We start from the raw sequence: 16,422 nt of genomic DNA on the forward strand, positions 1-16,422 counted from the left end.
TAATTTGTGTTTTAAAATAGCCAAAATTTACCACTAAAAGTGATCATTATGTCTCTTCCCGCTTGCCCTAAATGCCAATGTGAATACATTTACGAAGACCAACAGCTGCTTATATGCCCAGAATGTGCTTATGAATGGAACCCAAATAATACAAGCGATGAAGACGCTATTTTGGTAAAAGATGCAAACGGCACTTTACTAGTCGATGGTGACAAAGTAACCGTTGCGAAAGATTTAAAAATTAAAGGCAGTTCTCAGGTTATAAAAATTGGTACTAAAGCTTTGGTAAGACGTGTGCTTGATAAAAAAGATCACCAGCTAGATTGTAAAGTAGATGGCATTGGCGAAATGATGGTAACGGCTAAGTTTGTGAAAAAAGCCTGAAATTACAAAAACTCACTTGTAAAAATTAACACAAAGCAATAACGCTTAACTGCTAATTTTTTAGCTCTTTAGATAGCGCAGCTAATGTTTGATCGTAAGCATTCTGATTAAAGTTACTTGAGTGTGGGTTCATAAAACCATGTAAGTAATCAACATGCTTTACGTTAACATTAGCCTTTGTTGCAAGCTCCACCTGTAATGATTTAACATCAAAGTGCGGCTCATAATGCGGAAAAATGAGTTCAATCTCAAATTGTGGTTGTATATCTGTATGGTGCCTAATTTGCGAGCTGTAAAAACAAATGCCCTTAGCTATCGTTTTAATCGCCGGGTGTGCAGACATTGACCAAATTGCCGATGCGCCAACACTAAAACCAATCAATATAGTGTTGCCAGCGAGTGGTTTAATCGCTTTTTGTAAAATAGCTACATACTCATCAAGGCCTATATGCTGACTAAAATACTCATAGGCCTGCTGTTCACTGTTAAATGCCATATCAACCCCGCCATAGGGATCGACAATAGACTGAGCGTTTAGTTTTTCAGCAAATGCTTTTAAAGCCGCTGTATTACCAAAAATATCACTGACCAATACCAAGTTCATAAACGGCTCATCTTTAATTTTATTCTATAAGTTTTAGGCAATAATTTAACAAAGAGGCCTACGAGATGCTACGCCTCAGAGTAAGAGACAAATAAATACTACATTCAAAGCACTTCAACCACATCGTAACTATGTTTTACATCACCGAGTGTTAAACTAACTTCATCATCGACTTGTTTACCTAATAACTGTTGGCCTAATGGTGCGCCAGAGGTAAGTACTTGAATGGTTGTGCCTTTAATATCAACGGTTAATCCACCAGCTGCTGGGCCTAAATAAAACCATTTTTGTGTGCTGGCATCGTCTTCTAAACATACCAATGAGCTTATAACGACAGTGCCTGTAACGGGTTCGTTGTATATGGCTTCAAATAGTTGTATTTCTTTATAGCACTCATTAACTCGCTCTGCATGGCCTTGTGCTAAATAGGCAGCTTCAAGCCCGAGGGTATCGTATTGGGTCTCTGCAATACTTTCTTCATGGGTAGCGGTATCGTGAGCTGTTTGAGCTGCAATTTTAGCAGTGTTTAGTTGCTCATCTAAGGCAAAACGAAGGTGCTCAGTAACATGGGCTTTATTCATTTGGAGAATTCACTAATTCGATAAAAATAATTTGCTATTTTAGCATTGTTGCTACATCGAACACTATCCCTTTGCTGTGTAACAACAATGCTGATATTTAAGGCTATGGCATATCCATTAATGCCTGCGTTTGCTGATCCACTTGCTTATCGTAGTTTTTAGCACTTAACCCAAGTAGCTCAGGTAATGTAGCAGCAATACAAATAGACGACAGCGTGCCTACGACTATTCCTGCAAACAAAGCAATGGCAAACCCCTGCAGCGGCGCGCCAGCTAACAGCCAAACACTTGCCACTGTTGCGAGCGTGGTTCCTGAGGTAATAAGCGTACGAGTTAAGGTGCTTTTAATAGCACTGTTGATAATACGACTTGGTTTGAGTGTGATGTTTGTTGGTATGCGCAACAGCTCGCGCACCCTATCTCCAACTATTATTGAGTCATTTAGGGAGTAGCCAATAATTGCCAATAAACTGGCTAAAACGGTTAGGTTAAACTCTATTTGTAACCACGAAAATAAGCCAACCACCAGCACTAAATCATGTAATAAAGCCACCACAGAGCCTAATGCTAAACGCCACTCAAACCGAACAGCTAAATAAATCATTACCGCGACCATCGCAGCAAATAAGGCTAAGCAGCCTTGCTCAAATAATTCATCACCCACTTGAGAGCCAATATAAGCCGATGATAAAACCTCTGCGTTTATATCTGGGTTTTGGCTAATCGCGGTTTTCCAAGCATCATTATTAGCTTCCTCACTTGGCGCTTGCGTTAATTGAAAATGATTATTGCCCTGTGCTGTAAGTTCAAATTCACCTTGATGGTTTTTAGCAATAAATTGCTCAAGCTGTTTTAGTTCAACACCTTGGCTGGTGGTAAATTCTGTTAAATAACCACCCGTAAAATCAAGGCCAAAATTAAGCCCTTTTTGTGCAATAGTGAATACTGATAACAACACAAATATGGCACTTATAAGCAAGCCTGTATAACGCATACGTGACCCTGTCTCACATTTTAAAAAAGTGTTAAGCATGCGCGTTTACTCCTGCTTTTTTGCCCAGCTTTAAATATAAGCTTTGGCTTAAATATTTCGATACATACACACCAGTAAACACCGATGTGATAAGACCAAGCGCCAGCGTTATCGCAAAGCCTTTTACTGGGCCATAGCCTATGCCATATAAAATAATCGCGGTGATCATGGTGGTAATATTGGCATCTAAAATCGTATTCGCAGCTTGTTTATAGCCCTCTTGTATCGCTTGATACGGGGGGCGACCTTTGCGACGCTCTTCTTTTATACGCTCGAATATAATCACGTTAGTATCAACCGCCATTCCTATAGTTAATACTAAGCCTGCTATTCCTGGAAGAGTTAAAACCACCCCAGGTAATAACGACATTAACCCCACTAAAGAGGTTAAGTTTAAAATTAACGCAACATTTGCAATAAGCCCTAAACGGCGGTACCACAGCGCCATAAACGCAAGTGTTAAACCCATACCTAACATTAACGCCGCCAGCCCATTGTTAATGTTGTCTTGGCCAAGGCTTGGACCAATAGTTTGCTCATGCACTATAGTTACGGGCGCAGTAAGCGATCCCGCACGCAGTAACAGCGCTAAATCGGCAGCCGCTTGCTGGCTTTGCATATTGGTTATACTAAACCGCGAGCTTAAATGCTGGGCAATGTTCGCCACATTAATGACTTCGCTTTTTTTAACCACTTCACCTTTAGCATTTTGTGAATACTCTGAATAAAGCGTTGCCATAGGTTTACCTATATTCGCCTTTGAAAAATCCGACATAGCATCGCCACCTTGGCCATCTAAGCTCAGTTGTACCAAAGGTTTACCCCAGTCATCACGACCTATATTAGCGTTATTAATATGCTCTCCGGTAAATATAGGTACAGGGTCGAGCTTAATAGTCCCTCCCGATTGCAAATTAAACGTTTGCCCGCCTCTCTCTTTAAGTTGATAAAACCCCAATGACGCGGTTGCACCAATTATGCGTTTTGCTTCAGCTGGATCTTGCACGCCAGGTAGCTCAATACGAATGCGCTGCTTACCTTGGCGCTGTGTAACGGCCTCAGTTATACCGAGCTCTTCTATGCGTGAGCGAAGTGTGGTGAGTGTTTGGCTCATCACTTCTTTATCAAATGCGCTGCGCCCTTGCTCAGAATAGCTAATTTTAACGACCTGTAAGTTGCCATTAGTTGATGTGGTTGTAGTGAGGTTTTCAAAACGGCTTTTAAGCTCTTTTATGACAACTATTAGCTTATCACCAGCATTCTCAAGCGCACTTATTTCAAAGCCCTGATTAGTCTGCTTCGCTTTAACGCCATAGGCTTTTTGTTTAACAATAATAGCTTTTGTTTGTTGATATGCACTGAGTAATTGCTCATCAACCGCTTTTTCTAAATCAACATCAAGTACAAACAATACCCCGCCGTTTAAATCAAGACCCAGCTTTATAGGCGATAAGCCAAACTCTTGTAACCAAATAGGGCTGGTTGCATGTTCAACAATTTTAACTTGTGTGTTTGGAAAGTTTGATTTTAAAGCCGCCTGAGCTTGGGCACTTTGCGTAGGTGTATTTAAAAGTACATTAATATTTGCTTGGTCTTTTAAACTTTCACTCACTTCAAAACCTTGGCTATTTAAAAAGCTAACTAGGTTTTCAGTACTTGGCATTACTTGCGTTTTAACATCAGAAGCTGCACTAATATGCAACCATGACTTATTGGGATATAAATTAGGTAAGGCGCTTATTGCTAGTAACACTAATACAATCAGCATGGCTACATAGCTCAATTTAAACTTAGCCTTAAATGGCTTTTTCTCTTTTTTTAGACTTAACATAGTTATTCCTTATTACTAGGCATAGCCCAGTAACGTACCTATTAGGCACAATTAATCTGCAGGTCAAAACGCGATGCGTTAAAACCAATTAACATTAAATAAGGAACTTTAAGCGTGATAGGTAGTTACAGCGGTGTATAACAGGTTAGCGTCTTTCCAGCCGCTCAAGCGCGACTTTTTACTTTTAAATACCCAGGTATACCAAGGCTGACTTATGTTGACTGCTTGCGGTCGCAAAAAAATATGCCTACACCCATTTAGGGCAAAAAACTCATGCACTACATCGTATTCAGGATCGCCCTGCGCACTGTGTAAAAATAAAAATGAGTTATTGGCTGTTAGCCTAGGTTGATGCGCATCAAAATCAGAATGCTTTGAGTTTTTATGCTGTAAATCGCCAAGCGATTTTGTAGGTACGGAAATGTTAGTTAAATGGTCAACATTAATAACATCGCTATAACTGCTTTGGTTACTGTTTAATTCGTGCTTTACGCCCATAGCATGGCTTTGCACACTAAAGAGTGCAGCAAAAAACAAGCATGTAGCGAAAAAAACGCGAAATTTAAACATTGGTCATTTAAAACTAAAATAAAGGATAGCTAGTATATAAGGGCAGCTAATTAAAATACAATAGCAGTTCTTAAGCTAATTAATTTATATAAAAAAAATACTGAGATCCTCGATGCGCTCCAGACAAAGTTCAGTAAAACGCCCCGACGCCATGAATTTAAAACAAAGCGTTCAAACTCTTTGGCCTTATATCACTAAATTTAAAGGCCGTGTGCTGATTGCCATATTAGCGCTAGTCGGTGCTAAAGGCGCGACATTACTCATGCCATGGGCTTTAAAAGAAATAATTGATTCGGTTGATAAATCAATTAACCCACTACTGCTCGTTCCTACTTTATTACTCGTTATGTACGGCGCATTGCGCTTTGCTAGCGTATTTTTGGGTGAAGTACGCGATGCGGTATTTTCGCGAGTCACCGAGCATGCCATGCGAGATATTGGACTTAAAGTGTTTAAACATTTGCACTCATTAGATTTAGCTTTTCATTTAGATAGGCAAACTGGCGGCATAAGTCGAGATATAGAGCGCGGCACCAGTGGCTTAAGCTTTTTAATGCGTTTTTTAATGTTTAATATTGTGCCCACGTTGTTTGAAATAATGACTGTGGCGATTATTTTTGGCAGCTTGTTTTCTATTTGGTTTGCGCTGATCACCCTATTGGCTGTGGCTATTTATATTTTTTTTACCGTGACGGTTACCCAATGGCGAAACCGCTTTATTCGTGAGTCCAATGCTGCCGACAACCAAAGTAACACCCGTGCCATCGACAGTTTATTAAATTACGAAACCGTAAAATACTTTAATAATGAACAGCATGAAGCCCAAACTTACGACACATTTTTAGCAACCTGGGAACAAGCTCGATTAAAAAACAGACTCTCGTTACTGGCGCTTAATTCAGGGCAAGCGCTGATCATTGCGTGTGCCATAACCGCATTAATGTGGCTTGGCGCTAATGAAGTGGTTACCGGCGAGTTAACGATTGGTGAGCTGGTAATGATCAATGCGTATATGATCCAATTATTTTTACCGCTTAACTTCTTGGGATTTGTATACCGTGAAATACGCCGTGCCCTTACTGACCTTGAAAACATGCTTGGGTTATTAAATACCTCCCCCAAAGTAGCAGATAGCGAAACCGCGCAACCATTAGCACTCAAAAATGGGGCAATTAGCTTTGAAAACGTCAGCTTTAGCTACGATAGTAAACGTCCTATTCTTAAGAACGTCAGTTTTCATGTAAACCCTGGTGCTAAGGTAGCGGTTGTAGGTGCTAGTGGCGCAGGTAAAAGCTCGTTAGCCCGCTTGTTATACCGTTTTTATGAACTTTCATCGGGCGCTATAAGAATTGATAATCAAGCCATAAACACAGTTACCCTCGCAAGTTTGCGTAAAGCTATTGCCATAGTGCCGCAAGATACTGTGTTATTTAATACCAGCATACGCGAAAATATTCACTACGGCAGACCCAGCGCCAGTGAAGATGAAGTAAACAAAGCTATAAACATGGCGCACCTAACAGACTTTATTAATAGCCTAGATAAAGGCGATAAAACCTTGGTAGGCGAACGCGGACTAAAAGTCTCTGGTGGCGAAAAACAACGTATTGCTATTGCTCGCGCTATTTTAAAACAATCGCCAATTTTAATTTTTGACGAAGCCACTTCGGCGCTCGACTCACAATCTGAGCAAGCCATATTAAATGCTATGCGAGAAGTTGCCTCTAATCATACCAGTATTGTTATTGCGCACCGCTTATCAACAATTACCGATGCCGATACAATTATCGTACTCAAAGCGGGAGAAGTAGTAGAACAAGGTAAACATGATGAATTACTCATGCAAAATGGTGAATATGCTCATATGTGGACCTTGCAACAAAAGCAGTCAAAGGCGCAATAAACTAAGCCTCTCGGGTACGATTGAAGTATCTGAGTGCTTTTTTGCTATTTTGCTAGTATTTCATTCATCTTATCGACCGGTACGGTTATTCACCTCAAAAGGTTTGTTTGCAGTGAAGTTATCAATACAATCAAGTAGCTATTTTTATAACAAAAATATAACGAATTAAATAACGTGAATTCATAGGGGAAAATAATGAAAAAGAGTTTAATTGCAGCGGCGCTCGCTGCCACATTTATTACTGGCTGTTCTGAGCCACAAACAACAAAAACTGAGCAAGTAGCAGCAGTTGCAGAAAAGCCACAAGCAACAGAGCAAGCCGAATTAGGCACGTTTGGGGTTGATTTAACTGCGCGTAACGAAGCTGTAAAACCAGGCGACGATTTCTTCATGTACGCCAGTGGTTCATGGTACGACAACTATCAAATGCCAGCAGATAAAACCCGTTACGGTGCATTCTCTGCGCTAGCTGAGCGCAGTGAAGATCGCGTTAAAGAAATTATTGAAGAAATTGCAGCGCGTGAAAACTTAAACGCCGAAGAGCAACTGGTCGCTGACTTTTATAACTCGTACATGGATACCGAGACGCTTAATAAACTTGGTATCACGCCAATTAAGCCGTTGCTTAACGACATCAATTCGGTTGCCTCTACTGATGATTTGGCAAAAGTATTTGGCCAATCTTGGCTTACGGGTGTGCGTGCTCCAATTGGTGGCGGTATGTGGTTTAACCGTTTAGATCCCAATAAATACGAAATGTCATTAGGTGCAGGTGGCTTAGGCTTACCTGATCGTTCTTACTACCTTGAAGATGCAGAACGTTTTGTAAAAACCCGTGAAGCGTATGTTGCACACATTGCCGATATGCTTAAATTTGCAGGGGTTGATAATACCACAGAGCGTGCACAAGCGATTTTAGCGCTTGAAACCAAAATTGCAGAAGGTCATTGGCCGCGTGAAAAACGCCGTAATCGCGATTTAACCCTAAACCAAGTAAAACGCGATGAGTTAAGTGCGCAATACCCAGGATTTAACTGGGATTTATACTTTGCACAAACAGGTTATAAAGTACCACAATTAAATGTATCGCAGCCTGAACCTGTTAAAGCCATGATTGACTTAATCAATAACGAAGATTTAAGCGTATGGAAAGACTACCTTACATATCATGCGATTAATGGTAACTCACGACTATTATCTGAAGAAATATTTAACACTAGCTTTGCCTTTTATGGAAAAGAGTTAAATGGTCAACAAGAGCCACGTCCACGCTGGAAACGCGCTATCAGCCAAATGTCTGGCACTAGCTCATTGGGCTTTGCAATTGGTAAAATTTACGTAGATCGTTATTTCCCTGAGTCATCTAAGCAACAAATGTCTGAACTTGTTGAAAACTTACGCACAGCACTTGGTGAGCGTATTGATAACTTAGATTGGATGGGCGCAGAAACAAAAGTAAATGCGCGTGCAAAATTAGCGGCGTTTGTGCCAAAAATTGGTTACCCAGATGAATGGCAATCTTATGAAGGCTTAAGCATTAGCAAAAATGACTTAATGGCTAATGTAAAAAATATGCGTGAGTTTTTCCAAGCTGAAAGTGTAGAAAAAGAGCTGAAAAAGACCGACCGTAATCGTTGGGGCATGACACCACAACGTGTTAATGCTTACTACAATAGTTCGTTTAACGAAATTGTATTCCCTGCCGCTATACTACAACCGCCGTTTTTCGATCCAAATGCAGATCCAGCAGTAAACTACGGTGGCATTGGCGCTGTAATTGGCCATGAGATGGGCCATGGCTTTGATGATCAAGGCTCAAAATCTGACGCTAACGGCATTCAACGTAACTGGTGGACTGATGAAGATCGTACTGCTTTTGATGCTAAAGCTGACAAACTGGCGGCTCAGTACAGCAAATATGAGCCAATTCCAGGTAACTTTGTAAATGGCCGCAACAGTTTAGGTGAAAATATTGGTGATGTGGGTGGTTTAGCCATGGCTTATCATGCTTACAAACTAAGCTTAAATGGTAAAGAAGCACCGGTAATTGACGGTGTAACCGGCGATCAACGTTTCTTCTTAGCATGGGCACAAGTATGGAAAGAAAAACGTACTGAGCAAAGTATGTTAAACCAATTACGTGGTGGTACACACGCACCAGGTCGCTTTAGAGCACAAGCGCCTCGTAACCATGATGCTTGGTATAAAGCATTTAATGTAAAACCAGGCGATGAGTTATACCTACCAGAAGAAGAACGCGTTCGTATTTGGTAATACCCTAACAACCGTTCATCGTTTGTAACGAATAAACAGCCCGCTTATGCGGGTTGTTTTATTTTTGGCTACTAACAATACTTACTAGCCCTACCCCGTATTTACCTTTAGAATATGGGCTTGCAAATTTTTTTCAATTATTTATACATATTAAGGCGAAACGCAGATGGGAAGAGCTTACCAAAACAAAAAAGATTCAATGGCTAAAACTGCGGGTGCTAAAACTAAAGTTTATTCTAAATACGGTAAAGAAATTTATATTTGTGCTAAAAATGGCGGTGTTGATCCAGACGGCAATCTAGCACTACGTCGTTTAATTGAACGCGCTAAAAAAGACCAAGTACCGGCTCACGTAATTGAACGTGCTATTGATAAAGCCAAAGGTGGCGGCGGTGAAGACTATGCAGCCACGCGTTACGAAGGCTACGGCCCAGGTAACTGTATGATTATTGTTGACTGTTTAACCGACAACAACAAACGTACTTTTGCTGATGTACGTGTATGTTTTACCAAAGCAAACGCTAAAATTGGCGCACAAAACTCAGTTTCACACTTATTTGATCACCTTGCTATTTTTGTGTTTGACGGTGACGACGATGAAACCGTACTTGAAGCACTGATGATGGCAGATGTTGATGTTACCGACGTTGAAGTAGAAGACGGCAAAGTGACCGTATTTGCACCGCACACTGAATACAACAATACCCGCACAGCACTTGAAGAAATGGGTGTTACAGAATTTGACGAAGACTTAATTGCCTTTGTACCTCAAGTTGAAGCCCCTATTGAAGGCGAAGACGTTGAAGTTATGGAGCGCTTTTTAGCCATGCTTGAAGATTGTGATGACGTACAAAACGTGTACCATAACGCTCAATTTTAATCGTTAAACGAACAACCTGAACTTCGAATAATAAATCTGTTTCAAGCAGAGTTCAGATCAAATAATGTTTAAAGGTCAACTTAGTTGGCCTTTTTGTTTTATGTAAAATGGATTAATTAATTTTGAATACCCTTTCACAATTTCGCAACGGACAATTGCTTGGTGCAACACATCTACAATTGGTTGAAACGCTAAGCGACTTTCCTGAAGAAATTTTTACACTTGCTGATACCCTCGAAGTCTTGGATTTATCAAATAACAATTTATCTGATTTACCTGATGAATTTGCTTGCTTAACAAAATTAAAACGACTGTTTTTGTCGTTTAATCAGTTTAACCATATACCTAAAATACTCGCTAAGTGCCCCGCTCTTATCATGGTTGCCTTTAAAGGTAACCAAATAACTGAGTTTGCAGATAACAGCCTGCCTAAAGCGATTGAATGGCTTATTCTTACAGATAATAAAATAGCCAAACTGCCTGCAACATTTGGCCAATACACTGCGCTTAAAAAGCTGGCTTTGGCAGGTAACCAACTCAGTGCTCTACCAACAAGCATGGCAAACTGCCATAACTTAGAACTAATTAGACTCTCTGCAAATCAATTAACTCATGTTGATGATTGGCTATTTGAACTTCCTAAGCTTACTTGGCTTGCATTTGCAGGTAATTGCTTTAATAAATCACAGTGCCTTACCCAATCAAATTTAACCAATAAACCACTGAGTGACTACTCGCTCAGTAAAGTAATAGGCCAAGGCGCATCAGGAATTATTCATCTTGCTTATTCAACAAATAAAGAGCCGGTTGCTGTTAAGTTATTTAAAGGGAGTATTACAAGCGATGGTTATCCGCTGGATGAAGTTAATTGCTGCTTGCAAGCGCTTGAGCATCCAAACTTAATTAAAGTACTGGCTTACATTGAACAACAGCAGCAGCTTGGTTTAGTTATGGAGTTAATTGATTCAAGCTTTACGAATCTAGGCTTACCTCCCAGCCTTGATACCTGTACTCGTGATACATTTGAAAGCGATTGCCATTACTCTGCCGATACAATTTATAGCATTGCAAAGCAAATGGTTAGTACTGTGGCACACTTGCACCAACACAATATAAGCCATGGTGACATTTATGCGCACAATACTATGGTAAACCCGCAAGCAAGGGTTCTGTTTGGTGATTTTGGCGCAGCTACTGATCTTACTATGCTGAGTGATTATCAACGTCAACAAATGCAATTAATAGAAGTGCGCGCTTTAGGGTGTTTAATTGAGGACTTACTTACCACCTGCCACGAGCAAAGTGCTGAAGTAATGCACTTACAACATATTTCGCAGCAATGCATGAGCGAAAATGTTGCACAGCGGCCAACGCTTAGAGTATTAGCTGACTTTTTATGATTGCTGCGGCCATGGACCTTATGGCCGCAATCTAAAACTACAGACTATTTTTGTTTTTTAAACGGGTAAATTTGTTGCTTTAGCATACCTACAGGCATGTAGTCCCCGACAACACCATATTCTTTAGGCCACTCTGCTTGGCCTTTTACCGCAGTACCAAATAAATAATCTAAAAACGAGAAATGGGCTGCATAATTTCGATCAATGGCAGCTTTATCGGATGCGTGATGCCAATGGTGAAACTGCGGAGTAACCATAAAATATTTTAACCACCCAAATTTTACATTCACGTTAGCATGATTAAATACGGCTTGAAAACCAACAATAATTACATATAAGCTAATTATTTGCTGTGAAAACCCCAGCACAAATATAGGGGTTAACACTAAACTGCGAGTGATCAGTATTTCTAAAATATGCTGACGAGAGCCTGCGAGCCAATCCATTTCTTTGGCACTGTGATGCACACCATGAAATCGCCACATAAATGGCACTTCGTGATACGCACGATGCGTCCAATACTGCATTAAATCAGCCACCAAAATAATTAAAAATAGCTGTAGTATAAACGGCATTTTCGCTATGTAAGCTTGCAGTGTGCTCGAAACCGCCCAACCAAAACCATAATGCACAAAATGATTAGTAACCAGTAATACAAAACCCACTATTAAGTGATTAACAAAGAAGTGGTTTAAATCCCCGCGCCATTCACTACGAAGTATTTTTTGCTCTTTTCGATGCGGAAGTAGTTTTTCAATTAAAATAAAAATTAAGGTAGAGCCTAGTAAGTCTAATATAAACCAATCTAGGCCAATATAAGGAGTGTTATCTGCAAAGTCATTCACTTCAACATTCGGGCCACCAAAGCTAATGGCCAGTATAATAAAAAACCACGCAGTGGCACCCAAACGCTTATTCGTATTTCGTACAAAATTAAGTAACCCTAAGCTACCGGAAATAATAAGAGCAACAAACATGAGCTGACGTAAAAAGTCAACGCTATAGCTTTTGCGTAATTCTGGAGTCGTTAAATATTCCGGAAAGTGGAATGCAAGCACTCCTAAGCAACTTAATATTGCCAAAAAGCAAGCAATATAACCGCTGATATTACCCTCACCAATTTGCAGGTGACTAGTACGAAATATTTTTTTAGTGACGTGTTTTAGCATTATTTTCCTTAATATGGCATGCAGTTCCCTATTCTAATGCGCACATTCTAGCAAATTTTGGGCTAACTAAAACACAAAAAAAGCCACGTAGTGCGTGGCTTGGCTGGATAAAGTAAAATTTAACTACACGGAAAAATTATAAATAAGCACCCAGCGCTTTAACTTGATCTAACATGCGGTTTGAGAAACCCCATTCGTTGTCGTACCACGCCATTACTTTAACTAATTTACCATCAGCACGCGTTTGCGTTGCATCAAAAATTGATGATGCTGGGTTATGGTTAAAGTCGATAGAAACAAGCGGCAGCTCATTGTACTCTAAAATACCTTTCATAGAGCCAAACGCAGCGTCTTTAACCACTTGGTTAATTTCTTCAATACTTGTGTCACGCTTAGCAATAAATGTTAAATCAACTAACGAGACATTAATTGTTGGTACACGTACCGCCATGCCATCTAGTTTACCGGCAAGTTCAGGCAGAACTAATCCAACCGCTTTTGCAGCACCCGTTTTAGTTGGGATCATAGATTGAGTCGCACTACGCGCGCGGTATAAATCTGGGTGGTATACGTCAGATAAGTTTTGATCGTTGGTGTAAGCATGAATGGTGGTCATGCTACCTTGTTCAATTCCTACTGTATCGTTAATTGCTTTAGCAACAGGCGCTAAACAATTGGTTGTACATGAAGCATTAGAAATAATGTTGCTATCGGCATTAATTACATCGCTATTTACACCGTGTACTACTGTAGCATCCATATCAGTACCAGGAGCCGATACCACTACTTTTTTCGCGCCCGCTTCAATATGCTTATTAGCTGCTTCGCGAGAAGTAAATAACCCCGTACATTCAAGTACGATATCAACATTTAGTTCTTTCCACGGTAAATTAGCAGGGTCACGTTCTTGCGTTAGCGTGATCACATCATCGCCAATTAGCATAGTGTTATCTTTAAGTGTTACTTGCTGTGAAAAACGACCATGTACTGAGTCAAACTGAGTCAGATGAGCATTTACATTGGCTGGGGCTAAATCGTTAATAGCCACAATTTTAATTTCATTATTTTGCGCTGATTCATACAGTGCACGCAATACATTACGACCGATACGGCCGTAGCCATTAATTGCTACATTAATCATTTTTGACTCCTATTAACTTCACATGCTTGGCGAGCAAGCGTTTCAATAGCTTGCCAGTCTTTATTTTCAATAAGTTGTTTGTCTAACATCCACGTACCACCTACACAAATAACATTGTTAAGTGCTAAGTAATTAGGCGCAGTAGCTAAACTAATGCCACCAGTTGGACAAAAAGTAATATCAGGTAATGGGCCGCCAATCGACTTAATCATCGCAGTTCCGCCTGCAGCTTCTGCAGGAAAAAACTTTAAAAATTTAAAGCCGTGCGCTGCTAAGTTCATCACTTCGCTTGGGGTTGCTGCACCAGGTAAAAAAGGAATACTTGACTCTTTTGCCAATGCTAATAGTTCATCGCTTACGCCTGGGCTCACCATAAAGTCAGCGCCCGCTTCAACTGACGCGTTAAAGCTTGCTTTATCAACCACAGTGCCAGTGCCTACATAGGCTTCTGGTACTTCAGCTTTCATTAACTTTACAGCTTGTGCAGCAATTGGTGTACGTAGTGTAATTTCAAGTGCTTTTAAGCCACCGTTGTACAACGCTCTTGCAAGTGGTACGGCATCTTCTAGTTTTTCGATTACCACCACTGGCACAACGGGTGCCGATGCTAAGATTTTTTCAATACTCATTACTTGTTCCTCATTACCCAATATGGCTAATTATTATTCAAGTCCAAAAGCACTTGCACCTAAATCGGCACTGCTTACGATATTTCTAAATCCAGTAAATAATTCACGGCCTGTACCAAATGTTTGGCTTGCTTGGCTAATTTGTAGCTCACGCTGTGCAAGTTCTTCGTCGCTTACATGCACTTTTAAAATACCATTTGGCGCATCTAAAGTAACAATATCGCCTTCATGGATTTTAGCTATAATGCCACCTTCAACTGCTTCAGGTGCTAAGTGGATTGCTGCTGGTACTTTGCCTGATGCACCCGACATACGTCCGTCAGTAACAATGGCCACTTTATAGCCCTGATCTTGTAATGTTGCCATTACCGGCGTGAGCTTATGAAGCTCTGGCATGCCTTTAGCCTTAGGGCCTTGCTCTTTAAGAACAGCAATGAAATCTTGGTTAAGCTCACCACGGGTATAAGCGTCTTGTAACTCACCTTGTGAGCTAAATACTTTAGCTGGTGCTGACACCACTTGATGAGATTCTGCAACGGCTGATACTTTAATAACCGCCTTACCTAAGTTACCAGTTAGTAGCTGTAAACCACCTTGCTTGCTAAATGGATTACTTACAGGACGAAGTACTTCTTCATCATGTGAGTTTTCAGGACACGCAACCCATTTAACTTTACTAGGGCCATTGGCATCACTCATAATCAAGTTATCGTCTTTATCGAGTAGCGGCTCACACATGTAAGGTGCAAGACCTTCGCCTAAAATAGTGGTTACATCTGTATGTAGGTAACCAGCACCTGCTAATTCACGCATTAAGAAGCCCATACCACCGGCTGCTTGGAAATGGTTCACATCTGCTGAGCCATTAGGGTAAATACGCGTCAGTAATGGTACAACCGCTGATAAATCAGACATGTCTTTCCACGTAACCTGAATACCAGCCGCTTTTGCAATCGCCACAATGTGGATTGCATGATTGGTTGAGCCACCAGTTGATAGCAAACCAACGAGACCATTAATAATGGTTTTTTCGCTGATCACATCCGCTAAACACGGGCCATCTTTGTTTTCTGTAAGCTGCTTGAGCATGGTTTCAACTGCATTACCCGTTAAGCCATCACGCAATTCTGTGTATGGATTGATAAACGAGCTACCTGGTAAGTGTAAGCCCATAATTTCCATTAACATTTGGTTTGAATTTGCTGTGCCATAAAACGTACACGTCCCAGCACTGTGATAAGAAGCACTTTCCGCCTCTAATAACTCATCGCGAGATACTAAACCTTGGGCAAACTTCTGACGAACACGTGCTTTGTCTTTGTTTGGAATACCTGACTGCATTGGTCCTGCTGGTAAAAAATACACAGGTAAGTGACCAAATGATAAAGCACCAATTAATAAGCCAGGAACAATTTTGTCACACACACCTAAACAAAACACACCATCAAACACGTCATGCGATAAAGAAACCGCAGTAGACATAGCAATAACGTCACGAGAGAAAAGCGATAGTTCCATGCCGTCACGACCTTGGGTAACGCCATCACACATTGCAGGTACACCGCCAGCAACTTGCGCGGTCGCGTCAAATTTAGTGGCAATGCTTTTAATTAAATCTGGGTATTCTTTGTAAGGCACATGCGCAGATAACATGTCGTTGTATGAATTAATAATTGCAAGGTTTGGCACCTCATCTGCTTTTAAACGCGCTTTGTCATCGCTGCTGCACGCAGCCATAACATGGGCAATATTGCCACAGCCTAAACCAGCACGAACTCTTGTTTGTTTTTTTGCGTGCGAAATACGATCTAAATAGGCTTGACGGGTTTGTTTACTGCGCTCAATAACGCGTTCTGTGACTTCTTGAATTCGAGGGTGCAACATAATTTTACTCATCTCTATTCGTTAGAGGATAAAGGCTCAGTAACAATTATAGACTCCACGAAAATAACTGTACTGAGCATCTTTGACTTACCCGTTCAAAGGTACGCTACCAGGGAGCCTCTCACAACAACCCTGACAC

General features: G+C 40.7%; 14 protein-coding genes. 5 read left to right on the forward strand and 9 right to left on the reverse strand.

Annotated elements, in window-relative coordinates; translation table 11 throughout:
* The first annotated feature begins 48 nt into the window (after positions 1-48).
* Positions 49-384: a zinc ribbon domain-containing protein YjdM gene (locus tag MTF66_RS11575; protein ID WP_138621089.1), complete on the forward strand. Its 336-nt coding sequence runs from the start codon at positions 49-51 to the stop codon at positions 382-384.
* Positions 385-436: 52 nt separating this feature from the next.
* Here MTF66_RS11575 and MTF66_RS11580 read toward each other — a convergent pair whose 3' ends face one another.
* The 5 genes from MTF66_RS11580 to MTF66_RS11600 form a co-directional block, all read right to left on the reverse strand.
* Positions 437-988, reverse strand: coding sequence for a hypothetical protein (locus MTF66_RS11580; protein ID WP_054200843.1), 552 nt, complete (start codon positions 986-988; stop codon positions 437-439).
* Between the two features lie 104 nt (positions 989-1,092).
* Positions 1,093-1,569 carry a GreA/GreB family elongation factor gene (locus MTF66_RS11585; protein WP_138562292.1) on the reverse strand — a complete coding sequence of 159 codons (477 nt, stop codon included), beginning with the start codon at positions 1,567-1,569 and terminating at the stop codon, positions 1,093-1,095.
* Between the two features lie 103 nt (positions 1,570-1,672).
* Positions 1,673-2,602, reverse strand: coding sequence for a protein translocase subunit SecF (gene secF, locus MTF66_RS11590; RefSeq protein ID WP_054200841.1), 930 nt, complete (start codon positions 2,600-2,602; stop codon positions 1,673-1,675).
* Complete coding sequence (gene secD, locus MTF66_RS11595) at positions 2,595-4,433, reverse strand: protein translocase subunit SecD (protein ID WP_138621087.1); 1,839 nt, start codon at positions 4,431-4,433, stop codon at positions 2,595-2,597. The genes secF and secD overlap by 8 nt, the downstream gene beginning before the upstream one ends.
* A 108-nt stretch (positions 4,434-4,541) precedes the next feature.
* Positions 4,542-5,003: a hypothetical protein gene (locus MTF66_RS11600; RefSeq protein ID WP_138621085.1), complete on the reverse strand. Its 462-nt coding sequence runs from the start codon at positions 5,001-5,003 to the stop codon at positions 4,542-4,544.
* A 112-nt stretch (positions 5,004-5,115) separates the two neighbouring features.
* Between MTF66_RS11600 and MTF66_RS11605 the strand changes: the two genes are divergently transcribed.
* The 4 genes from MTF66_RS11605 (at position 5,116) to MTF66_RS11620 (ending at position 11,460) form a co-directional block, all read left to right on the forward strand.
* The gene (locus tag MTF66_RS11605; RefSeq protein ID WP_171043242.1) at positions 5,116-6,906 is read left to right on the forward strand and encodes an ABC transporter ATP-binding protein/permease; all 1,791 of its coding nucleotides are present in this window, start codon (positions 5,116-5,118) and stop codon (positions 6,904-6,906) included.
* A gap of 195 nt (positions 6,907-7,101) precedes the next feature.
* Positions 7,102-9,180: a M13 family metallopeptidase gene (locus MTF66_RS11610; protein WP_248527284.1), complete on the forward strand. Its 2,079-nt coding sequence runs from the start codon at positions 7,102-7,104 to the stop codon at positions 9,178-9,180.
* Positions 9,181-9,346: 166 nt separating this feature from the next.
* Positions 9,347-10,060 (forward strand): YebC/PmpR family DNA-binding transcriptional regulator, encoded by a 714-nt coding sequence (locus tag MTF66_RS11615; RefSeq protein ID WP_008110544.1) that lies wholly within the window; start codon positions 9,347-9,349, stop codon positions 10,058-10,060.
* Between the two features lie 122 nt (positions 10,061-10,182).
* The gene (locus tag MTF66_RS11620; protein ID WP_248527285.1) at positions 10,183-11,460 is read left to right on the forward strand and encodes a protein kinase; all 1,278 of its coding nucleotides are present in this window, start codon (positions 10,183-10,185) and stop codon (positions 11,458-11,460) included.
* A gap of 44 nt (positions 11,461-11,504) precedes the next feature.
* Here MTF66_RS11620 and MTF66_RS11625 read toward each other — a convergent pair whose 3' ends face one another.
* The 4 genes from MTF66_RS11625 to edd all read right to left on the reverse strand — a co-directional run bounded on the left by MTF66_RS11625 (position 11,505) and on the right by edd (position 16,283).
* Entirely contained in the window at positions 11,505-12,629 is a 1,125-nt protein-coding gene (locus MTF66_RS11625) for a sterol desaturase family protein (RefSeq protein WP_248527286.1), read from the reverse strand.
* A 136-nt stretch (positions 12,630-12,765) separates the two neighbouring features.
* On the reverse strand, positions 12,766-13,770 hold the full coding sequence (gene gap / locus MTF66_RS11630) for a type I glyceraldehyde-3-phosphate dehydrogenase (protein WP_010389845.1): 1,005 nt from the start codon (positions 13,768-13,770) through the stop codon (positions 12,766-12,768).
* A complete protein-coding gene (gene eda, locus MTF66_RS11635; protein WP_248527287.1) occupies positions 13,767-14,399 on the reverse strand; it encodes a bifunctional 4-hydroxy-2-oxoglutarate aldolase/2-dehydro-3-deoxy-phosphogluconate aldolase in 633 nt (210 codons plus the stop codon). The genes gap and eda overlap by 4 nt, the downstream gene beginning before the upstream one ends.
* A 33-nt stretch (positions 14,400-14,432) precedes the next feature.
* Positions 14,433-16,283, reverse strand: coding sequence for a phosphogluconate dehydratase (edd, locus tag MTF66_RS11640; RefSeq protein WP_248527326.1), 1,851 nt, complete (start codon positions 16,281-16,283; stop codon positions 14,433-14,435).
* Between the last annotated feature and the right edge of the window lie 139 nt (positions 16,284-16,422).

The organism is Pseudoalteromonas sp. 2CM39R (assembly GCF_023161845.1).